This is a genomic window from Pectobacterium sp. F1-1 (genome assembly GCF_025643735.1).
Lineage (GTDB): Bacteria > Pseudomonadota > Gammaproteobacteria > Enterobacterales > Enterobacteriaceae > Pectobacterium > Pectobacterium colocasium.
Window position 1 is genome coordinate 1,554,567 of the sequence record NZ_CP104733.1, and the last position, 23,689, is coordinate 1,578,255.

The window sequence follows — 23,689 nt, forward strand, 5'->3', positions numbered from 1 at the left end:
ATGATGGCTAACTTTCCCGATTGCCGGTTGATACCCGGTTTTTTCACCGCCGAACAACGCATGCAGATCGATGCCGTTTATCATGAACTGGAGACAAAAGCTCATGAGATCGTGCGCCAAACGCAAGCGGAAAATTGTAGCTTGGCAGATTTTTATCGTCGGCAGTCCACCCTGATTGTGGTACCGGAAAAACAGTCGCCTGAGCTGATTTGCCGAATGGAATACCTCAATGGCACTTCCGACGCATTCAATCAGTTCGTGACTTTACCGGTGCAACGTCGGCTCGAAGAATTGGTTGGCGCGGAGCTGGCACTGTTCAAAGACAAGTGCAATGTGAAGGTTCCTCAGGGGGGCGCTTTTCCGCCTCATCAAGATGCGCCAGCTTACCTGAACTTCGGCCCGACGATCTTCATTACTGCGGGCATTATGTTGGATGCGCTATCTGCAGAGAACGGTTGCCTTCATATGGCAACCAATTACAGGCAACTGAACGTCGGTATTGCGCGAAATTGCGCTACGTCTTATGGCGATTACCCGTTGTTCGAATACTTCGTAGGGGGCGCGAGAAACGGCGATATCGTCGATGAAGTGCAAGCGGTGTTGCAATGGGAAACGATCGGCGGACAGGCCGGTGATCTGCTGGTATTCAACTCGTTCATTCCTCATTTTTCCCATATCAACGCCAGCCGACAGCATCGTCGGGTTCTTTATCTGACTTTCAACCTGTTGAGCGAGGGGGCGCATTACCAACGTTATTACCAGAAAAAGTGGCAGGATTACAGCAACCCACAGTTTCATATCTCTACGCCCACTATGCATGCTGCATTGCCCCACTAGTTGAGGATCGTTATGAAAACAGCGTTGTTTACTCCTGGCCCGGGCAATACCACTGATGAGGTGCGCGCTGCATTAAATTGTGATATCGGCACGCGTACGCCGCAGATGACGGAGTTGACCCGGCACTTGTGTCAACAAATTGCCGAGGTTGCCAAGTGTGGTGATGATTTTGACGTCGTACCGATACAGGGAAGCGGCACGTTTGCCGTGGAGGCGATGTTGACGTCACTGCTGCCTGCCCAGGCGCCTTGCCTTGTCTTGAGCAACGGGCCGTATGGCGAACGTATGGCGGAGATTTGTCAAATTCATGCTTTGCCGCATTACGTGCTACGCAGCGATCCACTGCGACCGATAGATGTCGTGGAGGTGGCTGACTATCTGCAGCGGCATCCCAATATCGCTGCATTAGCTTTGATTCATTTTGAGACGGGCATCGGCATTCTTAATCCGCTGGCGGCGTTGTTGGCGTTGGCTCAACAACATGGAATACGCGTTCTTGTCGATAGCATGAGCGCTTTCGGATTGCTGCCCATTGAGTTTGCTTCTCCTGCGTTGTCTGCGGTGGCGGCCTCTTCCAATAAAGTGCTGCATGGCGTTCCGGGGTTGGGACTGGTTATCGCTCGTCGCGATAGGTTGATGGATCCGAGGCCGGCACGAACGCTGAGTTTGAATCTACAGGCGCAGTATCTCGGGTTCCAACGCGACGGCATGTGGCGTTTCACGCCGCCGGTTCAGGTGATCGCCGCACTGTCTCGCGCTATTAGCGACTATCATCGGGAAGGCGGGCAAAATGCTCGTTTGCAGCGTTATCAGCGGCGAGCCAGTCGCGTGATTGCCGGTTTGGCTTCGTTTGGCATTAGACCATTAGTGCCCGAAAGCTACGGCGCACCGGTGATTGCCACTTTTGTGCTGCCCTTTGACGCAGAGGTGCTGAGCGCAAGTTCGTTGAGCGAACGGTTGCTGGCTTATCAGGTGGCGATCTATCCGTCCCAGGTCAGTGAAGTAAACAGTTTCCGCATCGGTTTTATCGGTGAGCTGACGGAAAACGATGTCGATCGGCTGATCGCCGCGATTGGTGAGGTTGTCAGCGAACGCCGGGGAGCGTTGGAGCGGTCTATATGATCAATAACCGAAACACAGGGCCGACGCCTTTGCCCCCGGCCGTTTTAACTGCGATGGCGCAACAGCCGCTTAGCCACCGCAGCAATGCGTTTCGCGAGGCATTTTCCGACGTGACTGCGCGGTTGGCCAAACTGGTGAACGCCTCTGAACCGGCGCTGTTGTTGAGCTGCTCAGGTACCGGAGGCCTGGAAGCCAGCATCGCTAGTATCGTTTCCACCGAAAGTCGGATTTTAGTGCTTAGCGCCGGAAGTTATGGCGATTTGCTGGCTCGCATTGCGGGTCGTTTCACCCCGTTTATGGACACGATGCGTTTTGTCCCCGGTGAGACTTTTGATCTCGACGCCTTGCGGGTTCAACTGATGCAGGCAAGCTATGATGCGGTGCTACTGACGCACTCAGAAAGTTCGACCGGCATTTATCATCCCATCCCTTTGGTGATTGCGCTCATCAAAGCGCACAGTGATGCGTTGGTATTGGTGGATGTGGTGAGCAGTTTAGGGGTGACGCCCATCGATATGGCTGAATGGGGTGCCGATGTTATGGTTGGTGCAACGCAAAAAGGATTGATGGCGCCTGCGGGCATGGCTGTGGTGTATCTCAGTGAGCGTTCGCGACTCACTATTGAACAAAGCCCGATCGTCGGTCACGACTATATGCATCTGCGTCCGTGGCTAGAGGCTAGCAGGCAGCACGGCGTGCCCTATACCCCAGCGGTCAATGTGTTCCAAGGATTGGCGGCAGCTGTATCGCTGATTTTCGCCGAAGGATTGCCTGCGCGTTACCGGCGGCATCAGGATGCCTCCATCCGTTGCCGTGCCTTTTTCGCCGATCGCGACGGCGTTCGTTGCTTTGCGATGCCAGAGTATGCAGGAGCCAGCATGACTGCATTGTATTTGTCTGATGCGTTTTCCGCTTCCGCGATAAAAAACCGTTTGGAATGTGAGCACTGCGTTGTGGTTTCAACGGGATTAGGGCCGCTGGCAGAACGCGTAATTCGTATTGGGCATATGGGGTATTTCACGTTGGATGAAGTCGATGATGCCCTACAAGCCGTTGCGCAGGTGATAGAAAAGGAGGGCGGCGGATATGGAGATTAAATGCCTGCAAAGCATCACTCAAATTGATACTACAGCGTTTCAGTGCTTTCATCGACAGGCCAATGGCAGCATTTTCTATGATTATCGCTTTTTGTTGGCATTGGAGGAGCGGCCGTTATTACCGCATTTGAAAACCTACTATTTGATAGCGCAGAAAGATGATGCGTTGCGGGGGTTCTTGCCGGTTTATTTACAGACTGACGTTGATCCCTTCGGTGTATTGACCGCTTCTCTTGGTTACCCGTTTGATGCTGATACACGAGCGCTATTTTCCCATGTGATGCATGTCAGCGACAGCGCGTTGTTGCATACCGACGATTCTTCGCAGATCTTTCCGGCGTTGTTGACGGCGTTGGATACGTTGGCGCAAGAGGAACGGGTGTTGTCGTACGGATTATTGAATTTAACCGCCGGAAACGCTGAGGACATTTGTCGATATTCACCCGAATGGCAAAACAACTTTATGTGGAATCGTTTTAGCTGCGATCTCCGCCCATTCAGTAATCTGGAACAGATTATCGCCGGGTTAAACGCCGAAGGGCGGCGTGAAGCAAATCGGCAGAAACGCAAGTTCGAACAGTCCGGCGGCGAAGTCCGCTGGCTGCCGGTCAGCGCTGCAAATCTGCATGAGGTCACGGCGTTGTGTCAACAAACGACCGCCCGTAACGGTACGCCGCGCTATTACCCGTCGGAATCTGTGAGCCATTTGTTGCAGCGTACAGAGGCGTTCACTCGTATTGTGGAAATTAGACAAAATGGGCGGCTTGCCGGTATTGGCATTGTCTTTATCGATGGTAAAAAACTGCACCTGTGGGCGGTGGGGATGGATTATTCCGTCGCCGATTTCAGCCCTTACACATTGCTGTACCTCGATATGTATCGTTTTGCTTTAGCGAATGGAATCGAAACACTTGAAGCGGGACGCACCACTCAACGTATTAAAGAACGGTTGGGGTTTAGTGCGGTTCCACTCTATTCTGTGACGAAAAGAAGAGGTTTTTATGTTTAATATCGAGATGTTGGCATTGCTAATTTGCCCAATAAGTCAATTAACGTTGAACTATGATCCTGAACGTCAATGTCTTATTAGTGCTGACGGTCAATATGAATATCCGATAATCAACGGCATCCCTGTCTTGCTGCCCCATAATGCGATGGAAGAATGACCATGAGCAAATACGAAGATTACGATGCGATCAGTGAAAACTATGATAAGACGCGCACGGCGGTAGGTATTGAAATCGTTCTGGGATATATTGCTTCCCTGAATAAGGAACGGAAAGCATTGCAAATTCTGGATGCGGGTTGTGGTACAGGCAACTATGCACTGGAGTTGAAAAAACACTACCCGAATGTGTGGTGCGCTGACTTCAGTATGGGGATGTTAAGCAAGTGCCAGCAGAAATTTTCCCAACGCGGACAACAGGCTAATTTATTACGCTGTGATATCACTAAATTACCTTTCCGCGACAATTCGTTGGACGTGGTGATTTGCAATCAATCGCTGCATCATTTGGATGAACCCGGCAGACAATTTAAAAATCTGGCCGAGTTTTTGCGGCAGGCTGCGCGCAGCCTGAAACCGGACGGGATATTGCTGATTAATACGATCACACACCAGCAGTTGCATGATGGTGTTTGGTGGGGGGACTTAATCAAACCGGCTGTTGAGAGAATGAAGCTGCGCTTTACTACGGATGAGCAATTGGAAACATTGTTGAAACAGGCGGGGTTAATGGTTACGAATCGCGTGGTGGCGCTGGATACCATTATTCAGCAGCGCGGATATTTCGACCAGAACTCGCTGTTTGATAAAACATTCCGTGACGGCGACTCCCATTTTTCGCTGCTGACGCCTGATGAGTTGACGGAGATGTTGTGCCACTTGGAGAAAATGCGTAAACGAGGAGAACTGGAAACGTATATCCGTGATCGTGACCGTTTACGCCGGGACATTGGTCAGTTTACCTATTACGTGATCGGAAAAAAAGAATGACGGTGCGCAAAATAATCATGGTGGGTAGTCAGGATGAAATATTTGAAGAGCTGCCGCCAGAAGATATTGAATTATACGTTATTCAACCGTCTGCGTTGATCGGCCCAAGACTGCGGGCGGCCGCGAAAGATATCTACGCCATAGACGCGTTTAACGATGAGCAAGTATTAGCCGGTGCCCGCTATTTTTGTGAACGTCACGCGATAGACGGATTGTTCAGTTTTACCGAGTATGGTTTATTGCCCGCCGCCAATGCGGCGAAAGCGTTGGCCTTGCCCGGTATAAGTGCAGAGATCACCGAGTTGTGCCGCAATAAATGGAAATTGCGGGAAAAACTGGCGGCGACGTCATTACACGTGCCATTCGTTATGTTTGACAACCATGCTGCGCTAACGCAGTTTGCTGGAGAGAACGGTTTTCCTTTGGTGCTGAAAGATCCCTGCGGCGTTGGTAGCATTAACGTTAAAATTTGCCATTCATTGGCAGAGGCCTTGGCTTTTTTCGATGAATTGCAGCAGCAGGGGTATGCCTGCGTACTGGCGGAGAAATATGTTGAAGGAACGGAATACAGCGTAGAAACGTTGAGCATCCGCGGCTGTCACCAATTGATCGGCGTGACCGATAAGTATTTGTTGCCGGGAGGGGTGGTAGAGCACAAGCACGTATACCCGGCCTACTTAACGGTGGAAGCGCGTGCCGGGATTGAGCGGTATATTTGCAGATTATTGGAGCAGATTCAGCACCGCCACGGCCCGATGCATATTGAGGTTAAAGTTGATGGGGAGCAGATTTACCTCATTGAGATTAATAACCGCCCTGGCGGCGATTATATCTGGGATATGGTGAATAAGGTCTCCGGAGTGAATTTAGTCGCAGAGACGCTAAAGTATGCGTTTAGCGGTCAACCTGATGCAGATGAACGAAAAGCGCGCCGCCGTTACGGTGCGATGAGCTATATCGCCCTTTTCAAACCTATACCGACATCAACCATCAGGCAGGCGTTGGACAACATGGCAGTGCTTGATCGCGTGCAGTGCCAAATATTTTCTCAGTCCAGTAAACGGGAGATCAGGAATTCATTTGAACGACCAGGGTTTGTTTTAATTGGAGAAAAAAATGTTGCTGCTCTCTGCGCGGCATTGCCTTCCATAGAAACATGGATAGAGTCTCAATCTCATCAACAGGGGGAATGATATGAAAGGTTCCATCAGTAAAAACAATGCATTTCTGCGTAATCTGCTGAATAAACTCTTTCTGTTCTCCGTGGGAGGAAGCCGGCGTCCGCCACTGCTGACTGCGGATGAAGTGTTTCCGGAAAGTCGAATATTAGAGGCTCATTTTCCACAAATACATCAGGAGATTACCTCCCTTATCAATAAGCGTGAGCTGACGCGCTATAAGGATATTGACCCTGTGCGGGCGGCGGAGGTTTCTGAAAATTGGAAACTGTATTATGCGTGGTTTATGTGGGAGGAAAACGAGCGGGCACGCACCGATTGCCCCACGTTGCTCAGACTGGTTAAAACGATGCCGAATGTGATCAATGCTACGGTGGCCGTACTGGAACCGAGAGTGACGTTGGCCGCGCATGAAGGGCCGTATGCAGGCATATTGCGCTACCATATCGGTATCGAGGTTCCGGAAAAGAATCCGCCCTATATCAGGGTGATGAATGAGTTTCATACATGGCAAGTAGGGAAAAGTGTTGTTTTGGACGATTGCTATGAGCATGAAGTTTATAACGAAGCTGATGATAAACGTGTGATTTTGATGATTGATTTTATGCGACCAATGATTACTCCTCTGAGCTTTATTAACTTGTGTTGCTTAAAAATGAAAAAAAAGTGGGGTGGGGTGATGATCAATAAGGCCAATAATGATTAATGTCTGACCGTAATGAGATCTATTTTGAGTTCAATTGTATTAGTCGCGACTTGATCTGACACATGACCTTGAAAGGTTGAGAGTTACCGGTTTTGATAGGGGTGTCGAAGCCTTATACAAAACACAAGGTAACTCTCATGCTTCATACTACCAATCCCGTTATCAAACACAAAGCTGGTTTGCTCAACCTCGCTGAAGAGCTCAGCAACGTATCCAAAGCCTGCAAGATCATGGGCGTTTCACGGGATACGTTTTATCGTTACCGCGAACAGGCCGATGAAGGCGGCGTGGATGCACTGATAAACCGTAGTCGCCGCACACCTAACCTTAAAAATCGTACTGATGATGCTGTAAGTATACCGTTTTAAGGGATCAATCATTTTTAGAGGACTTCCACTTCCTCCCAAAGGTAAATGTCCTTAGATCGCTCATAGCAGATGTTATGTAGCCTCGAGTCTGTCCGGCTTGTGACAAAGCGGACATAGCTCACACAATTGCGAATTAGTCGTTTGAAAGCAGTTAACCTCAAATTGAAAACTTTCATTACATCCCATATATCGATGTAGAGGGCTTCCCTCTTAAACCGTTAAAGGATAACTATCATGGCTCTTAAACCTGGTCCTAAACCAATTGCTAAATCGACAGGAAAACCTGATAAACGTCGGCGTGATAATAAGGATACTCCCGGTAATACTCCGGAGTTAAAACCTAGTAAATCCACAGGGAAATAAAAAATAAGTCTGCGAATAATTTAGGGTGTAAATGAATTTTTTATACCCTATTACGAAAATAGACTACAGAATATTTTTCTGTAGCCAGATCTGCGTACCTTCTATGTCATATGCTTTTGCTCCATATCCTTTCGCAAGCAGAGGCTCCGGCAGATAATCGTCATATTTATCCAGATATTTTTCTGGAACATCTGCAGCGAGCTCAGACTCTGAAGGCAAGCCCGACAACAGCACTTCTTTTAGCGCGTGTTGGATCGAAGATACACTTGCATCATCTATTTCTATAACACCGGCAAATGAACTGGCTTTAAAGCTGCTACGCATGAGCAAGGCCGTTATTGTATTTACGACTTTATCGCCCATCCAGGGGAAAACGTAGCTACGCTGGCCGTCGGAAATAAAATGGGAATTTTGCAGATTGTAACGTTTAAAGTTGTCACAGCCTTCTGCAAAAAGGCTTCTGGCGGTGGCATCTGCATAATCGACTCTCTTACTTCCTATCGCGATGCGATAATCATTCTCCCTGTATATGGCGAGCATCTCCTGACGAACAACATCATGAACAGACATCCCCCCACCACTAAACTGTGGCGGCTGGCCGCCTTTGGTCGCCTCGACATAGATAACTTTTTTTTCCACCTCGATCTCTGTCACTTTCCAGCGGCGTCCACCGAAGATTATGTGTTGCTCAGGCAGAAGGGGAGAGTCCACTGGTACTGTGCCAAGGGTTCGGCTTCCTGTGACAATACGGAACTCTTCTGGGGTATTGAACACGGCGTAAAACGTATAATGGTTAGTCAGTTTCTCTCCCTCAGCCCCGATAACCATTTCTCCGCTAGCAAGTTGTGTCAGCAGGCCGTATGCTCCCATATGCCGAAGCAGAGTTTTGAAATCAGTTAAGTCGATGTTCCGGAAGGGGCCAGTCTGGCACAGCTGTGACCAAAGTTGATCGGCTCTAACCCCGCCCCATTGTGCTGTGATCGCAAGGATTTGGTGCAGCAACGTGGAGTAATGCATCTGGCGGGCATCAGCCGGTTCGAACCATCGCTTAGTGATCATCAATCTAATCATCGCCATCGACTGAACCAGTTGTAGCCGCAAGCGGTCTAGCATGTCGCTGGTTGCGGTAAGTTCTTGCTCAGAGATCAGCATTCTCAGAACCGATGGCGAATCTCGCCGTCCTGACCGGCCCATACGCTGACGCAGGCTGGAGACGGAATGTGGAGGAGTAACCTGTATAACCGACTGCACCTTACCGATATCAATACCCAGTTCAAGCGTCATGGTACAGACGGCTGTTGTAGGCAAATTACCCTGCTGTAGGCGGGTTTCGAGCGTCTCGCGTAATTCCCTAGACAAGGAGCCGTGATGGGGAAAGAATTCATTGGGAACAACATTTTCCTCACACATGTCACTCAACGTCGCCGCAATGCTTTCTGTGCGCTTTCGACTGTTTGCAAAAACTAAATGGGAGTCGCCACGGCAGAGTCTGAAAATGTCAGCGCAGACGTGTTTTTCTGCTGAGATTTGTGGTTCTTCTCCTTTTTCGTTCACCGGTACTAGATAGCCTTTGACCTGCACTTGCAATGTGGCCGCGCTATTGTTATCTGTTACAATTGCGCAGGGCAATCGCTGATCCGGACGCAACAGTTCAGGCACCTTATCTAGTTCTCCTAACGTAGCGCTCAACGCAACGCGGGGAACTGGATTCGCATGACGGCCCAGCACATGATCAATTCTGTTGAGTAGCGAGAGCAGTTGCATGCCGCGTTCGGTACCAATAAAGGCGTGAAACTCATCAATAACAATGTAGGCTACTGGCGAAAACGCCTGTTTAATCCAGCCCGATGAGTTTATGAGTAACGACTCAAGTGATTCTGGCGTAATAAGCAGGATGCCCGCCGGGTCGGTCCGTATCTTCTTCTTTTTGCTTTGCGGTACATCACCATGCCATGGTGTCACCGGCATATCCAACACCTCGCCTAGGCTCTCAAGACGTCGATACTGGTCGTTAATCAGTGCTTTAAGTGGGCTGATATAGATAATACCAAATCCACCTGTAATATCTGCAATCGCTGAACAGGCAGGCAGAAAGAAAGCCTCTGTTTTACCCGCTGCTGTACCTGCACTAATTAGCACGTCTTGGTCACGGGCTAAAACAACCGGGATAGCGCTCTCTTGCAGGGGCCTTAATGTAGACCAGCCCTGCTTATAAACCCACTTACGAACGCGTGGATCGAGACTATCGTACGCGCTGCTCATAATTTGAAGTTGGCCAGGTCGTCATCATCATCTTCTCCCTGCGCAATGGCATCATCCATATCGCTGGGCCTGTCATCTTCAATCGCCACACCCGAGATTAGCGTCTGCCAGCTTATCGTACTGTTTTGTTCCAGCACGGCCAGCATATCTAGGAAACCTTTGATGGTGTTTCGGGGGGTACGGAAGTAAGCATCTCCGATGGTTTTACTGCAGTGGTGCAGAAAACCAGTAAGTGCGTCATCTGATACCAGATACTTTTCGATCTCCCCGCCTGCATAAACATGGCGAAGATTTTTAAGTAAAATATACAATTCCTCTGGGGTGAGACTGGCAAGATGTAGCGTGGGTGACGAGTAGTCAATTACTCCTGCTTTCTGAGCGAACCGATTTTCCGCCAGACGCGATTGCAGCGCCTCATAACTGTAGAGTCCTTTACGCGGATCAAACAGGAACTCGGGCGTGCCTCCAAGAACAAAACCAATATTCTCGGCAGAACCCTGCAGACAGTCATTCAGGATTCGCAGGATCTGTTCATAGTTTGCAGTCCTCGCCTGAGTGTTGTTCAGCTTATAAAGGTTTACCATCTCGTCGAGGCTGACCAGTAACCCTGCATAGCCTGCCTGACGGACAAACAGGCTTACCAGCTTCAATGAATCGTAAAACGAGGCGTCTGAGATAATAGTCCGGACGTCGAGATCGTTTCGGGCATCGGTTTTTGTGGTGTATTCGCCCCGCAACCAGCGAATGGCATTGGATTTTAACGTTTCGTTATCCTGTTCATGTCCGCGCCAGAATGCATCAATGACTTTAGCAAAGTCATATCCCCCCACCATGTCGGACAGCGCAGCCAGGCGTTGGTGAATAACTGACGAGACTGTAATGCCATCCGCATCAGCCTCCTTCCTCGCCTCCGTGACGAATCTCTCCACAACACTGAGTAACGCATTACCATCAGGTTTGTTGCGGGTGGACATGTTCTTCATAAGCTCTGAGTAGAGATTACGCGCCTGACCTCCCGATGAATGAATGCGCCTGTCAGGGGAAAGGTCGGCACTGACTGTTACCAGTTTTTTTTCCAGTGCAATAGAGCGTACAACGCTCAAAAAGAAAGTTTTGCCGGATCCGTATTCACCGATGATGAGTCTGAAGCTTGCGCCGCCGTCCGCTATCCGCTCAATATCCTGATGGAGGGCTGTAATCTCATTCATCCTGCCCACCTGGATGTGCTGAATGCCTATTCTTGGCGTTACACCAGACTTCAGTGATTGGATAATGGCATCCCGTTCTTTAACTCTTATGCGTGTCACAGACATCACCTATCCCTCTAATTCTTTGGAAATTTCTAGGTCTACCCAGATATCATCATCGGCATCATCCAGCACTGGTGCATCAACCACCGCATAGGACCAATCATTAATAACCTCAAGTGCACCGCTGAGCATCAAATTAAAATTTTCGCACAGTTCCATCACCTCTTTCCGGGGCCACTGCTCCTTTTCCAGAAGCCTGTGGTAAAGCTGGCTATGTGCATTATCAAGGCCACCATCCTGCGCTCCGGCGACAGGGGTGCTCTCGCGCAATTCCGGTTCGTCCTCGGTGAAAATCGCGCTAAGTAATTTACGGACATCGTCTGTGGCCGACTCATGGTGAGCCAGCACGCTGGCGTCCAGCGTGAACTCAGCGGCCCCAAGACTCGCTGATGCAGACGACAGCGGGGTAACCTCTGCCGTAGAATGCTGATGGATGTTGCCGGAGATAGTTGAAGGATCCAGTCCTAGGCCTGAATAAATTTTTTCCAGCTGTTTGATTTCGGCAGGCTCAATTCTGCCATCCGAGCAGGCTACTCCCACGATAACCTTACCTACTGCTGATTTTTCCATCGCACTCAACAGCGCTATTCTATTTTTCATGCCAGCCATGCTGGCCGGGGTATGAAGTTGCCACGTCAAATACGCATGTAAGGAGCGTTTTTCATCTTCGCTAAAGCCAGAATTATGGTCGATAGCATTTTCCAGCACTTTCTGCTCGGCCTGAGCAAGGCTATTGTCGGTTAAGGCCACCATTGACCCCAGCCTTAGCGTCATCACCGCTGAGATAAATGCCGGAGATGGTGGTAAGCGCGCTCCCTCACCAGCGGCAAATAAAACCAGTACGCCGTCAGCTTCTGCTTTCACATGGTGGTAAAGCGGATCAGGTGCTAGGCAGTAGCCCATTTTCAGTGCAAAGGCCTGCATCAGGTCGGCTTCTTTTTTATTGATTTTCGCCGGGCAAGTGGCTCCCATATGTGCCCAGAAGTCAGCAACGGTGGTTAACCCCTTGTGACTCGCTATCACTTCATCAGCCCAGCATTTGAATGTATTTAAAACTTTTCCTGCGCTTTCATTGATGATTTCCATAGGCAGCAACATGATTGCCGCAGTATCATTTTCTGACGTACCTTTCCTGCCAAGATAGCGGCTGTAAGCATCTAGTTCATCTGTACAGATCTCTGCAAGCGTCATGATTTTCTGGACAGGCCCCTTCAATGCACTAGGGTCAGGCAAGTCTGGAACAGGCAGGCGAATGCCGCGCAGACTGGGGCTTGCAGGGGTGTAATCCAAACGCAGTCGTGTTTTATTCGGTTTGACGACCATCCCTTCACCATATTTGAGGGTATAGCGCCGTTTGAAAAGCGCAGCAAATTCTTTCGCACAGCGGCGGGCGGGAGTTCGTAACGCATACTCCGTGTGATTTGTTACCCACGTCAGCGCCAGATCGGCTGACACAGGAACTCCAGCATCCACAGCCTTTGCCAGCGCTAGCTTAAACAGCATACCATTGCTGAAACTCGAATCACGGCCAAGGTCGGCAACCAGATTAACATCTGGGCGCAGAATAGACATTGCTTCCAGTAACTGGGACGAGTAATTCCGGAAAGAGCGGTTCTCAATGAATACCGATCTTAACCGGCAGATTTCATTAAATAGAGTACGGAACTCTGCGTCAGGTGTATTACCATCCCGGCAGTCAACAAGTGCCTTTCTTTCCAGCCCATACAGATAGATAAATACGTAACCTACAGGGCATGACGCGTCGGACCTATCACTGGCAAGCCAGTTTAGATACGCGCCGCGCGCATCAGCTGAAAGCGAGGAATAGCTGGGCCAGTATCCCAATGAACTATCTTCATAAAGATAAGGTTTGTGGTGAATATTGAGCGTGTCGTCAATTAATGATGCCTCAGTGCCATCATCATAATAGCCGCTTAAGCTCTGCCCAGCGGGCTTCATCCGCTGACCGAAATAAAAATAACCACCGGTAATCTCCACACCACGCACAGTGGCCACATCACCCGGCAATACCCATCGAGCCAAAGTACCAGTAGTGGTTTTTGAGGTATTCTGACGTTGAGTCGTTGTTATTCTGTATTCGACACTACGACTGCCCAGTGTAAAAGTTGCCAGATCATCATCTTCACTGTCATCGCTTCTTACAACAGCCTCTTTTTTCTTGATGTCAGCAAGCCATTCTTTAGGTGGCGCTTTCACGATTTTAGAAGGATAAGAATCTGCAGATTTATATTTTTTCTTTCTGAAAAACAATAGATAAATTACATAAATCGCCGCTATAAATATCCATAGCTCCATGGGTAATAACCTTAAGAATGACTTTTCTCATACGCCGAAAAAATGGCGAGGGAAAATAGGGGGAAGTGGATTAATCCTAAAATAATACTTCTGTATTGCGAAGTTTAAAATCAAAACATGACCAAATTTAGCCCATTGGTTTTCACCGATAAAACCATTAGCTAACAGCTAAATGCGCAAAGTCGGCAGTTAATTCTTAAGACGGACTAATGCGAGGCCTCCGGGTACTGTTGCCTTATTGCGTTAACATGTGGACAACAGCCACATAGATGTAGACACGGCAGGACTTTACACTGAATGCAAAACTTACCTGTTTACTGAGTAGAGTTCTCGTTCCTACTGAAAACATAGCCTTTGGGTGCAGCTTTTTTCCTAGCCTATTAGCCTCGAACGTTCCCGCATTTCGCAATCCAGACTGCCATATCTTATTGTGGTCTACCTCAAAATACTGTCAGTTCAGCTTTGAACTAATACCGCTAAATTCAACCCCAAAACCATTTCACCACTGCATCCGAAGGGACGCTACGCCCGCCTATGCAGTGTCAGTTTTTCCCCGTGTGTCTTCCGTTCCCGTATCAGCTTCCGGTTAATCGTTTCCCAACACAACCCATCCTGCAAGGGTAAATGGCACGCATGCTGCGCCCTTGCGGGACGGAACGATGTCGGGAAAGCGAACCGTCAGGCGATACGAAGACGAAAATCACACCACTGACGGAGAAAAAACATGACCATTTCCCTGCATACCCAGACTAGCGCCCCTAACACCGCAGCGGCGACCAGCGTATCCCCGCTGGAGCAGTCAGGCTCCTCAAAAACGAAATTTTCTAAGGCCAAAACCGATATTTATCAGACTGTCACCAACAACATCATTGCTGCGATTGAAGCCGGTGTAAAACCATGGTCTTGCCCGTGGAAACGAGTGTCGGGCATGTCTGGGTTGCCTTCCAACTTCGCAACCGGTGCCGCGTATAGCGGAATGAATATCATGCTGTTGTGGTGCAGTGCGTCAGAACAGGGCTTCGGTGATTCACGCTGGATGACCTACAAACAAGCACAGGCAGTAGGTGGGCAGGTTCGCAAAGGCGAGCACGGCACGACAGCCATTTTCTACACCACCCTGGAGAAGGAGAACGAAGACGGAGAAATCGACCAGGTCCCGATGCTGAAAACTTTCAACGTGTTTAACGTTCAGCAAATTGACGGTTTGCCTCTGACAACTGAAACAGTCAGCCCGGAAGCAACCTTTGACCCGTTGCCGGAGGCTGAAAATCTGTTCCAGAAGAGCGGCGCAAACATCATTGAGAAAGGACAAAACGCCTTTTTCAGACCCTCAACCGATGAGGTCTGGTTGCCGGAGCGCCATCTGTTTTCAGATGCAGCTAATTTCTACGCTACTGGCTTGCATGAGCTGGTTCACTGGAGTGGTGGTCAAAAACGACTTAACCGTGAAATGAAAGGGAAATTTGGCAGTGCAGATTATGCGGAGGAGGAATTAGTAGCGGAGCTGGGAAGTGCTTTTCTGATGGCGGATTTGGGGATTGTTGGAGAGGTGCAGCATGAAAGCTATATTGCCTCATGGCTCCAGGCGCTGAAAAATGACAAGCGCTATATTTTCAAAGCGGCCAGCGCTGCCTCAAAAGCGCATCGTTACCTGATGGGTAAGATTTGAGTCGGAGATCATAAGCCGCAAAGGAATGCGGCTTTAACCTTATATCGGGGTAGGGAGGTGACAGATGTTTAAATTTCCCTGCGAATTTTCTGGACATAATATGCCTGGAAGATTCGCAGGCTGCGGGTGCGGGCGGCAAAGAGCCCGCGCATCCCGCAAACGGCGTTTGTACATCGGTAATTGCTGTAAACGACGGTTCAGGTATGACGACTGACTTTGAGGTTTGCAGGACTGAACGCTAGCAGAGCCTGTTTTTGGTGTTGTGATAAGTGTATTATGCCGTGTAATACGCACGTATTTCATGCAGGAGAGAAACTATGACCGCGAAACAACGCAACACGCAGAGCGTGACCATGACAGTAGAGCGTGCCTTATTGGTAAGAGCGCGTGAAGCGGGTATTAATCTGAGTGCTACCCTGACAACCGCGCTGGATGCAGAGCTTCGCTCTCATGAAGCGAAAAAATGGCAGGAAGAAAACAGGGAGGCTCTCGCAGCACTAAATCGTTTTCATGATGAGCAGGGTTGTTTCAGCGATGAATACAGGACGTTTTAACCATGCAATTCACTGTATACGGTAATACCGGGAAAAGCGTCGTTTACCCGCTGTTGCTCGATGTCACGAGCGATATTATCGGGCAATTAAATCGTCGGATAGTGATCCCATTGCTCCCTATTGAAAAGTATCCGGCAGGCCGCCGACCGGATCGCCTTGTCCCCGTCATCAGGCTGACGGATGGCAAAGAATACGCCGTAATGACCCACGAACTGGCAAGTATCCCTGTTCAGGCTCTGGGGACGGTGTTTTGTGATGTGTCGCAGTACCGCACTCAGGTAAAGGCGGCAATAGACTTCCTCATCGACGGGTTCTGACATTTCTTTCTATGCTGTTAAACAGGCATGCCTTTAATTGCGGCTGACGGGAGCCTGTTCAAGTTCGTCTATCGTGCGGAAGAGAAACATCTCCCGGTTTTTCGCATCAAACGGAACCAAAATTCCGTTCCTTACCACCCTCCTGATACTGTCAAACAGCCTAACCAGACCGTTGCTGTTAGAATCCAGAAAATTAGCTCACCATTGCAGCATCAGACGACGCTGTTAAAGGTGCTTGGTGACTTACTCTCTGTCCGCTCCGTGCCAGAAGCGGAAGTTGCTATCGAAATATCATCTAAACAGCTGTGCCGAATAGTAAATTCCTAAAAGGAGTCCAGACCGTTCGTCAGATGTAAACATAGATTGGGAAAAATTAGTAGTATTTTACGAAAGTATTTAGACTTTGAATGAATCCCTAACCAATTGAAATGCTCAACACTGGTTTGCTCTTGTTAATTCTCGACAAACATTTAAAATATGATGATTGTTCGATAAAAATATGAAGATAGTATGATCTCAAACATGCACTCGACACAGCATTGGTTAAAACAGTTCTCTAAAACTCATAGAGTAATTGCAGAATCTCTTCTGAATGGCCTGGTTTATATCAAGTCATCATCTTTAATAATGGACTTAAAAGAAGTGATTTTAGAAAATGAAAATAATGAAAAGGTTTCAATATTGCCAATCAGAGAACTCGACGACAACGAGCAAATTTTTGATTTGGAAAATAAAGCTATCCCACCCCAATTGCAAAATTCAAATCAACCTTTAGGTAGTGAAGCATTCATTTCAAATCTATATACTCAACTCAATAGGAAAAACAAGATTTACTTCCCACTAAGTAGAATAAAAATAGGGAAAAAATCTATCTACGTTTCAAACTCCCTGGATGAAATGCAAAAATCATCCATTAGTAAATTAATATTAATTGATGACTTAATTGGTTCAGGGGATAGAACAAAAACATATTTAGATAGGTTGTATAATCACCCAACAATAAAAAGTTGGCTTTCTTTTGGAACCTTAAAAATTGAGGTTTTAGCATACATGGCAACATTGCAAGGTGAGACGGAAGTCAGGAAATACATTGAAAAAAAGAAGGGAATTAATCTTAATATTTTATACTTGGCACCAACAATAAATAAGTTGAAAAATGTTGATGACATTAAACTCTTATGTGAATCTTATTGTGATGAAGGAGAGCGTTATCCATTAGGTTATGGTCATTCAGCGGTCAGTGTAGTGTTTTCGCACTCAGCCCCAAATAATATACCTTCTATCCTATACAGGAGTAAAATTAAATATAGTCCAAGAGTTAAAGGGATAACTAAATTAAGTAAATGGGACGCTTTATTCCCTAGCCGATATGTAAATAGTGATTTCATTTACGAAATAGAAAGTAAAACAAAAATACTATCTAAAATAAATAAAATTAAATTAATAATTAACACTCTAGCATCTGAACCCCTATCCATAAAAAATTTAAGCAGAATTTTGGGCTTATCACAGTATGAAATTAGATTTATACTAAAAAATTTAAAAGAGATCGGATGGGTGGATTTAAATGAAGAGTTATTCACTTTAACTGGGTTAGGCCGTGTTGAAGTAGGTATTCAAGCTAAAGGTCTAAAATTTATTGCATCAAACCCAGAATTCTATTATCCTCGAAAATGGTGATCGGGGCTTTGGTCATAAAGCTAGTGTCAGTCAATTGGTCTACAATTGGCCCTCTCTAAGAGGATCGGGCGGTAGTAACATACCGTGAGAGTTATACTCTAGGTTAATGATTAATTATTAACTTCGGAAGATGATTCGCATTCATACGCATCAGCCCCTTCAGCTCTCCCGACTCGTCGGTCTCGTTCGTTTTCGCTGAAGGGGTAGTGCAAATTCAAAACCATTAAGGTAGCAAATGACCATTGTCCCATCCCATCTTTATTTTATTGGCGGAGTAGAGGCCAGAAGGGAACCCGCAGTTTTAAAAAGCCTTATGGTGAAATCAAGTAAATTCCATGATCACGGCTTAACTTATATCCATAGCATACAACATCTTAGTAAGCTAATCTTCGCTGAAGAAAATTACCTAAAGTCAATAATTTTGAGGGAAATTAGTGAATATGATCACTATTCAATTCCAAAAAAATCTGGCGGAAGTAGATTTATAAGTGCACCGCATGATGAGCTAAAAAAAATACAACAATGGATTAATTTCAATGTTCTTAAAAATTTAACTCCACATCCTTGCTGCTATTCATATCATAAGAAAGCATCGATATATAAATGTGCGGAAATTCACTGCTCATCAAAGTGGCTTTTAAAGTTAGATATTGAAACGTTTTTTGATATGACTTCTGAAGTGCATATTTACAAGCAGTTTATCTCTATCGGTTATTCTCCTATAGTTTCTTTTGCTCTTTCACGAATTTGTACTTATCAACCAAAAAAATTAACAGCACATCAAAAAACTTGGGAGTTACATATGCGAGAAAATAGAAAAGAACCTTTCTCTCGTAGTGGTATTAGTTACATAGGTAGGCTACCGCAGGGATCACCAACAAGCCCTATGCTATCAAATATGGCATTTTATAATTTAGATGAAAAAATAAATTTATTAGTAAAATCTTATGGTGGGCTTTACTCTAGATATGCAGATGATATATTTATTTCTTTTTCAAGCGCTGAAGTTAATAGAACATTAATCAGTAATCTAGTCGGTAGACTCATTAATTACCTTAAAAATGAAGGTTATAAATTAAATAAAACCAAAATTAAATTATCACCACCAGGCTCTAGAAAAATAGTTCTTGGATTAAATGTAGATTCAGAAACACCAAAAATATCAAAAGAATTCAAACGGAGTATTGATTCACATCTTTATGCTTTGGCAAAGCATGGTCCTAAACTTCATGCTTTAGAAAGGAAATTCCAAAGCGTATTTGGAATGTTGGAGCACATAAAAGGAAAAATTCTTTTTGCACGTTCTATTTCACGAGAATATGGAGATAAAAAACTAAATGATTTCTACAGAGCCTTAGAATCCCACGGTTTTAACTAATTTCTGCAATGAGATGTGCTACCACGTATCAGCTTTGATCTGGCTCAACGTGGCATAACTCCGCAGTGGTTGGAATTTCTGGCGCTGGCGAAAAGGTAACATATGACGGGAAAAATTTCATACCCCCAGCCACTGAAGAATGGACGAAATTTCGAATCTATTGGTCAGGCTCTGTAATCCCTAACTGTTCTGGCTGCGTTCTGACGATCTTCTTGATGTCAGTATCCGATAGTTGTACCGGAAAGATATAAACACGTATTGAAGCGTATTAATAAATAACCATTCTTTGGGAGAATCATTTATTAACATGCGCCATCAACTGTGGGATAAATTGCGTACTTCCGCTCCTCGCTCACAGCAGACCTGATGATCACCCAGTCTGTCCGCTGCGTGCCATGAGCGGACTGTTCAGCAACATATTGCTGAAAGAATCTAACATGTATAGAGGCAATCTAAGATCGTTAACAGATTAACAAAGACAAGCAGAGACCTGCCGGTCCCAGCCTGAAAAAGCTAAATCGCTAATCTTCATTCTCCAGATCGGGTTCGATAAAGACGGAGAATTTCCCGCCCTCACGCTCCTGGAAACCTCTGATGATGCGTACTGCCTGCAGATGTTCAAGAATTGATATCACGCGCTCCCTGTTTACAACAGCAATTGTTGCCTGGGTTCGATTGATGAATACATTCCTCAATTCATCTTCGCCCAACTGATGACAAAGCCCAGCCAGCTGATGTTTATTCAGGCCTGTTACAATAAATCGCGTAAACAGCATGATTTTGAATTCTTCATTATTGGTACTGTTAAACACCAGCAGCAGGACATCATTAGGGAAATTAAGATCGGTGATATCAGAAGCAATGAAATAATCAATAAATAGCGACACCAGGTCCGCTCTCTCTTGCACGGTAAAGCGCGCATAGGTTATGACTTTTGTGAGCATGACGTTAAAGAAGCGCGCGTCTTTTTCTTTTCTTAGAAAGAACTCGGGCTGCGTCAAAAACTCACTTTTGTACTGGCTGAACCAATAGACGAAGGCATCACTGATATTTTCATCCTGAATTGCATATTGAGCCGCAATTTTTTCATACACGGCTGCGTCGAGAGGCAACTTATGCATGGCTACCAAGGTGCAGAAATGACGCGCGCTAAGCTGCTCATCAATTTCCCGCATGTTAATCTCAATCGGTGCAACTAGGCTCTGATAAACCTGTTCTTCCAAGTCATCGTTGCAGATAATTTTCATATACAGCAGGTCATAGCGGTCGCCATCATAAACTTCCGGGGATGATTGCCCCAATACAGGCGCATGCTTTGTTACATAAGCCGTCAGTATCTCCATGTCACAGTTTTCGCAGATATAGTCTATCAGCGCCCCCCATCCCGGTGCGACGCGGTCATAACGGTAAAACAGGTCGTGATAGGAAATCGTTAGCTGGTCTTCGGTGAATTCTGCTTTAGCCGATATCCCGGACAGGTCGGCAAACGAGAAGGTCATGTTTCTGACGATATCGCCTTTGGAATCGTCGCTTAGAGAGGTGCGGGTCAGAACGTATCGGATACAGTCGGCATCCTCAGCGGAGGAGATAAACACATCCCTGACGAATATATCGATGTTTTGACTGAAGTAATCAGAAACCGTACTGAGTTTATGCTCATAGGCGAGCGTCCAGGGTTTCCTTTCCGCTTCTTCAGGCGTTATGTTGTCAATAAGACATGAAACGGCAATGCCAACATTATGTCGAGTTAACTGATAAAGACTGTTTTGCGCAATAAACTGCAGGCAATACCGCTCCGTTGGCGTTATTGGTTCGAACAGCTCGTCATAGCATACATCCGCCTGTTGTACATGACGCATGAACGCTTCCTGATTTTCTTCGGTGAGCTGAGAGATTATGCGGCACCCCAGCGAATGAATAAGCTGGCGGTATTGCAGTTTATCTAGCGCATGTTCAGGCGATACGCAGGCTATCACGCTGATAGCAATATCGTTGGTGAATTTTTCACCCGGCTGGCCCGCGAGAACGGCAACCATTCTATCAAGATAACCATTTTTTTGCAGCGTGGTAACGATTAACTTATCGATGGTTTCGGGTTTGCCAAATCGTGTATAAAGCTCAGAGAAAACAGCAAGGATGTGTTCATCAGGCTGGCTGAATAGCGAAGCGAACATGCCCACCAGATGTTCGTCCGCGTTATCAATCAGATGAGTCACCAGTTGATGATGAAGCGCGCCATCGGCATAAATACGGTTATGTTCAACCAGTTCGCTGATGACTCTGTTCTCGTCATCGATAAAATATTCACCGTTTGAGGTTGCGTAGCTCAGGTCCTGACCGACGGCTTTCAGAAAGTCGTTATCATTTACGGTCATCGATCCTTCATGGAAAATAGATCGGTAGGCCATGAAGTCTTGCATCACCAGACCATCGGACAGCAGCAGATACAAGGCGTCTAAGCCGCCATTGCGCATATCGGCACACAAAGCATGGAGCTGCTGCTTAGAGACGAAGTCATGACCCTCCATTGCCTCAAGATACCCCTGCGCAATCTCTGCAAATTTCTCACGCCCGATTATTAGCATAAGTTCTCGCAGCGAAAGGGTATTTTTTAATTTTATTGACTCTTTAATTTTCTTTATTTTTATTTGCAGTTCACTAAAAGCCGAGTTTTTATCTTTACCCATTTTTGTTTTTCGTTTCAGGTATTCTTCTTTTAGTTGTTCTCTTAATGTCCTATCAAAAAGTGAGAGTGAATTTCCCTGATGACTAAAGTAGCCTATATATAAATTTTCCTTTTGCGATAAAAATTCTAAAAAACCATTTTCATCATCAATTAAAGCCAAAGTTGTTAGGGGGTAAAAATTACTGTATCCATTTCCCGTACCAAAATGAACGCCATCCCAGAGTATTTTCGGAATATATCGGCAAACTATTTCCTCTCTAATCCCCCTATGGTCATACATAGGTTCATGATTAAGATGTTCTATTTCGGCCTGTAAAAGATCCAGTTTTGTTTCCAGAGAATCGAAATGATTACGGTGAAGTTTGCGGGTTCGATAGTCGCGAATAAATGAATATAAAACCCCTGTTTTCTTATCGGTAAGGAAGTAGTCTAATGCATAGATATTTTTATAAAACACCAGCGATAACAGTTTGATTTTATCTTTGCCGTTATCAACGATATTACTGAATACATGATACTCATTGACCAAATTCTGCAGGCTGCGCATATCATTTATATATGCCGAAATGTCTTTTAAATATTTATCGTTATGCGTGTCGAGCGACATTTTCCTCTTTAATAAGGTGAACGCGTTTCTGCTGTCCATAAATGGAATGATGGGGAGAATGAAGTCAAAGAATTTAGTTCTGGCATCAGCGCCCAGGAACAGGTCGTCTCTTACCGCATAAACAAACCTGACCGGATTGCCATCAACAATATTATTGTTAACTATTTTGTTAATTTCACGCAGCTTAACGAAAATCTCAGGCGTCCCTAACCTGTCAAGATCTTCAAAGATAACTACCTTATATTCCAGTTTGGTGAAAAAATAAACGATCTCATCAAGGCAGTTATTCAATAAGGATGGCGTCTCTTGCTCGCTTGCCTCAACATCCCCGCTTAAAAGGGCTATCTTGCTCAGCTTAAGTTTCTTATCAAAAATACCGATTCGAGATGCGCTGACAGTTATAAAGTACAGTGCCGTAAAGGCCAGCAAGACTAATATAATGCCTTTTATAATGTAGTGTGCATTAAACACCTCGGTCCAGGATGACGGGAGGCTTAGAAATTCCGCAATTGTTTTGAAATAGATAATAAATGCGGCAACCGCGATGGGCGCAATGACCTTAAGTAAGGCACGATAGGTTCCCCTGACATAGTGAGGGCCCCTGTCGATTATTCTGTCTATCCTTGAGTCGGGAAGTTTCTCTCTATTCTCTTTATAAAGAATTTGTTGCAGGATACTGAGTTCAACCTCTTGGTGAGTTGGGCTGACGGTTGTTTCATTTTCCGTCATATCGAATCCCGCAAGAGATACATTGATGTATTTATCATCACAGTGATATTTCATAAATGATGAAATAACCGTACTTTTCCCTGCGCCGTAGCTCCCTGTAATGGCTATGTTTCTCACGTCTTTCTGAGACAAGGCGTATTTTAGGGCAATGAAATACTCTCGCATACTGGCATCATTGATGGTTTTCGGCGCTAAAGTATCATAGCGGTCACCTGACTCCCCTTCAGTCAGACTCAGCTCCTGCTCTGCGCGTTGTACCTGATCTTTTACCTGGCGCTTAACCAGCCATGCCTCCGTCTTCCTGCACAGGTCTATTGCCCAGCTCAACATGCTCATTCAGCGGCTCCATTTTGCCAATACCCGATTACGATAAGCGGAAATTCCGACTGTGTTTAGTGACGTCCAGAATAATTCTGATGGTTATATCGTAGCGTTTCAACACGATGAAAACATATTCTTTTTTGAGTTACTCGTGAGGATTCAGATTTGGCATGTATGAGAAGGCATCTCTGGG

Annotated in this window: 17 protein-coding genes and 2 pseudogenes; 14 read left to right on the plus strand and 5 right to left on the minus strand. The window is 46.3% G+C overall.

All coding sequences use genetic code 11. From position 1 onward, the window contains the following. The 9 genes and pseudogenes from NAL19_RS06790 (at position 1) to NAL19_RS06830 (ending at position 7,667) form a co-directional block, all read left to right on the plus strand. Positions 1 to 837, plus strand: a complete 837-nt coding sequence (locus NAL19_RS06790; RefSeq protein WP_024108542.1) for a phytanoyl-CoA dioxygenase family protein — start codon at positions 1 to 3, stop codon at positions 835 to 837. Between the two features lie 12 nt (positions 838 to 849). Further along, positions 850 to 1,959 (plus strand): 2-aminoethylphosphonate aminotransferase, encoded by a 1,110-nt coding sequence (locus tag NAL19_RS06795; protein WP_263059196.1) that lies wholly within the window; start codon positions 850 to 852, stop codon positions 1,957 to 1,959. Beyond that, positions 1,956 to 3,056 (plus strand): pyridoxal-phosphate-dependent aminotransferase family protein, encoded by a 1,101-nt coding sequence (locus tag NAL19_RS06800; protein ID WP_263059197.1) that lies wholly within the window; start codon positions 1,956 to 1,958, stop codon positions 3,054 to 3,056. The genes NAL19_RS06795 and NAL19_RS06800 overlap by 4 nt, the downstream gene beginning before the upstream one ends. Further along, positions 3,046 to 4,065, plus strand: coding sequence for a GNAT family N-acetyltransferase (locus tag NAL19_RS06805; RefSeq protein ID WP_024108545.1), 1,020 nt, complete (start codon positions 3,046 to 3,048; stop codon positions 4,063 to 4,065). The genes NAL19_RS06800 and NAL19_RS06805 overlap by 11 nt, the downstream gene beginning before the upstream one ends. A 159-nt stretch (positions 4,066 to 4,224) precedes the next feature. Continuing rightward, complete coding sequence (locus NAL19_RS06810; protein WP_263059198.1) at positions 4,225 to 5,052, plus strand: class I SAM-dependent methyltransferase; 828 nt, start codon at positions 4,225 to 4,227, stop codon at positions 5,050 to 5,052. Next, on the plus strand, positions 5,049 to 6,245 hold the full coding sequence (locus NAL19_RS06815; RefSeq protein WP_263059199.1) for an acetyl-CoA carboxylase biotin carboxylase subunit family protein: 1,197 nt from the start codon (positions 5,049 to 5,051) through the stop codon (positions 6,243 to 6,245). Before NAL19_RS06810 ends, NAL19_RS06815 begins: the two co-directional genes overlap by 4 nt. Position 6,246: 1 nt before the next feature. Next, positions 6,247 to 6,936: an aspartyl/asparaginyl beta-hydroxylase domain-containing protein gene (locus NAL19_RS06820; protein WP_024108548.1), complete on the plus strand. Its 690-nt coding sequence runs from the start codon at positions 6,247 to 6,249 to the stop codon at positions 6,934 to 6,936. Positions 6,937 to 7,073: 137 nt separating this feature from the next. Next, positions 7,074 to 7,286, plus strand: a pseudogene (locus tag NAL19_RS06825) (helix-turn-helix domain-containing protein); the annotation flags it as partial. A 252-nt stretch (positions 7,287 to 7,538) separates the two neighbouring features. Continuing rightward, positions 7,539 to 7,667, plus strand: coding sequence for a hypothetical protein (locus NAL19_RS06830; RefSeq protein ID WP_009113454.1), 129 nt, complete (start codon positions 7,539 to 7,541; stop codon positions 7,665 to 7,667). Between the two features lie 63 nt (positions 7,668 to 7,730). Here NAL19_RS06830 and NAL19_RS06835 read toward each other — a convergent pair whose 3' ends face one another. From NAL19_RS06835 to NAL19_RS06845, 3 genes are read right to left on the minus strand one after another with little or no spacing between them, the layout of a single operon-like run. Then, positions 7,731 to 9,929, minus strand: a complete 2,199-nt coding sequence (locus tag NAL19_RS06835) for a DEAD/DEAH box helicase (protein WP_263059200.1) — start codon at positions 9,927 to 9,929, stop codon at positions 7,731 to 7,733. Beyond that, a complete protein-coding gene (locus NAL19_RS06840) occupies positions 9,926 to 11,242 on the minus strand; it encodes an ATP-binding protein (RefSeq protein WP_263059201.1) in 1,317 nt (438 codons plus the stop codon). Before NAL19_RS06840 ends, NAL19_RS06835 begins: the two co-directional genes overlap by 4 nt. 3 nt (positions 11,243 to 11,245) lie before the next feature. Beyond that, complete coding sequence (locus NAL19_RS06845; protein ID WP_263059202.1) at positions 11,246 to 13,555, minus strand: TerB N-terminal domain-containing protein; 2,310 nt, start codon at positions 13,553 to 13,555, stop codon at positions 11,246 to 11,248. Between the two features lie 724 nt (positions 13,556 to 14,279). Here NAL19_RS06845 and NAL19_RS06850 point away from each other — a divergent pair. The 3 genes from NAL19_RS06850 to NAL19_RS06860 all read left to right on the plus strand — a co-directional run bounded on the left by NAL19_RS06850 (position 14,280) and on the right by NAL19_RS06860 (position 16,095). Next, positions 14,280 to 15,224 carry an ArdC family protein gene (locus NAL19_RS06850; RefSeq protein ID WP_263059203.1) on the plus strand — a complete coding sequence of 315 codons (945 nt, stop codon included), beginning with the start codon at positions 14,280 to 14,282 and terminating at the stop codon, positions 15,222 to 15,224. Between the two features lie 317 nt (positions 15,225 to 15,541). Continuing rightward, a complete protein-coding gene (locus NAL19_RS06855) occupies positions 15,542 to 15,778 on the plus strand; it encodes a type II toxin-antitoxin system CcdA family antitoxin (RefSeq protein ID WP_029729596.1) in 237 nt (78 codons plus the stop codon). 2 nt (positions 15,779 to 15,780) lie between these two features. After that, the gene (locus NAL19_RS06860) at positions 15,781 to 16,095 is read left to right on the plus strand and encodes a CcdB family protein (protein WP_263059204.1); all 315 of its coding nucleotides are present in this window, start codon (positions 15,781 to 15,783) and stop codon (positions 16,093 to 16,095) included. 33 nt (positions 16,096 to 16,128) lie between these two features. Here the strand turns inward: NAL19_RS06860 and NAL19_RS21675 are convergent. After that, a pseudogene (locus NAL19_RS21675) lies at positions 16,129 to 16,263 on the minus strand (mobilization protein mobC); the annotation flags it as partial. A gap of 342 nt (positions 16,264 to 16,605) precedes the next feature. On the opposite strand from NAL19_RS21675, the gene NAL19_RS06865 reads away from it, so the two are divergent. Together NAL19_RS06865 and NAL19_RS06870 are read left to right on the plus strand one after the other, a co-directional pair. Beyond that, on the plus strand, positions 16,606 to 17,775 hold the full coding sequence (locus NAL19_RS06865; protein ID WP_263059205.1) for a hypothetical protein: 1,170 nt from the start codon (positions 16,606 to 16,608) through the stop codon (positions 17,773 to 17,775). Between the two features lie 235 nt (positions 17,776 to 18,010). Further along, on the plus strand, positions 18,011 to 19,153 hold the full coding sequence (locus tag NAL19_RS06870) for a reverse transcriptase family protein (RefSeq protein WP_263059206.1): 1,143 nt from the start codon (positions 18,011 to 18,013) through the stop codon (positions 19,151 to 19,153). A 521-nt stretch (positions 19,154 to 19,674) separates the two neighbouring features. Here the strand turns inward: NAL19_RS06870 and NAL19_RS06875 are convergent. Beyond that, positions 19,675 to 23,511, minus strand: coding sequence for a DNA-binding protein (locus NAL19_RS06875; RefSeq protein WP_263059207.1), 3,837 nt, complete (start codon positions 23,509 to 23,511; stop codon positions 19,675 to 19,677). Positions 23,512 to 23,689: the final 178 nt, after the last annotated feature.

Bases quoted from the DNA above. Each gene is read 5' to 3' on its own strand.
- NAL19_RS06790 (WP_024108542.1), top strand. From the start codon at position 1: ATGATGGCTAACTTTCCCGATTGCCGGTTGATACCCGGTTTTTTCACC.
- NAL19_RS06795 (WP_263059196.1), top strand. From the start codon at position 850: ATGAAAACAGCGTTGTTTACTCCTGGCCCGGGCAATACCACTGATGAG.
- NAL19_RS06800 (WP_263059197.1), top strand. From the start codon at position 1,956: ATGATCAATAACCGAAACACAGGGCCGACGCCTTTGCCCCCGGCCGTT.
- NAL19_RS06805 (WP_024108545.1), top strand. From the start codon at position 3,046: ATGGAGATTAAATGCCTGCAAAGCATCACTCAAATTGATACTACAGCG.
- NAL19_RS06810 (WP_263059198.1), top strand. From the start codon at position 4,225: ATGAGCAAATACGAAGATTACGATGCGATCAGTGAAAACTATGATAAG.
- NAL19_RS06815 (WP_263059199.1), top strand. From the start codon at position 5,049: ATGACGGTGCGCAAAATAATCATGGTGGGTAGTCAGGATGAAATATTT.
- NAL19_RS06820 (WP_024108548.1), top strand. From the start codon at position 6,247: ATGAAAGGTTCCATCAGTAAAAACAATGCATTTCTGCGTAATCTGCTG.
- NAL19_RS06830 (WP_009113454.1), top strand. From the start codon at position 7,539: ATGGCTCTTAAACCTGGTCCTAAACCAATTGCTAAATCGACAGGAAAA.
- NAL19_RS06835 (WP_263059200.1), bottom strand. From the start codon at position 9,929: ATGAGCAGCGCGTACGATAGTCTCGATCCACGCGTTCGTAAGTGGGTT.
- NAL19_RS06840 (WP_263059201.1), bottom strand. From the start codon at position 11,242: ATGTCTGTGACACGCATAAGAGTTAAAGAACGGGATGCCATTATCCAA.
- NAL19_RS06845 (WP_263059202.1), bottom strand. From the start codon at position 13,555: ATGGAGCTATGGATATTTATAGCGGCGATTTATGTAATTTATCTATTG.
- NAL19_RS06850 (WP_263059203.1), top strand. From the start codon at position 14,280: ATGACCATTTCCCTGCATACCCAGACTAGCGCCCCTAACACCGCAGCG.
- NAL19_RS06855 (WP_029729596.1), top strand. From the start codon at position 15,542: ATGACCGCGAAACAACGCAACACGCAGAGCGTGACCATGACAGTAGAG.
- NAL19_RS06860 (WP_263059204.1), top strand. From the start codon at position 15,781: ATGCAATTCACTGTATACGGTAATACCGGGAAAAGCGTCGTTTACCCG.
- NAL19_RS06865 (WP_263059205.1), top strand. From the start codon at position 16,606: ATGATCTCAAACATGCACTCGACACAGCATTGGTTAAAACAGTTCTCT.
- NAL19_RS06870 (WP_263059206.1), top strand. From the start codon at position 18,011: ATGACCATTGTCCCATCCCATCTTTATTTTATTGGCGGAGTAGAGGCC.
- NAL19_RS06875 (WP_263059207.1), bottom strand. From the start codon at position 23,511: ATGAGCATGTTGAGCTGGGCAATAGACCTGTGCAGGAAGACGGAGGCA.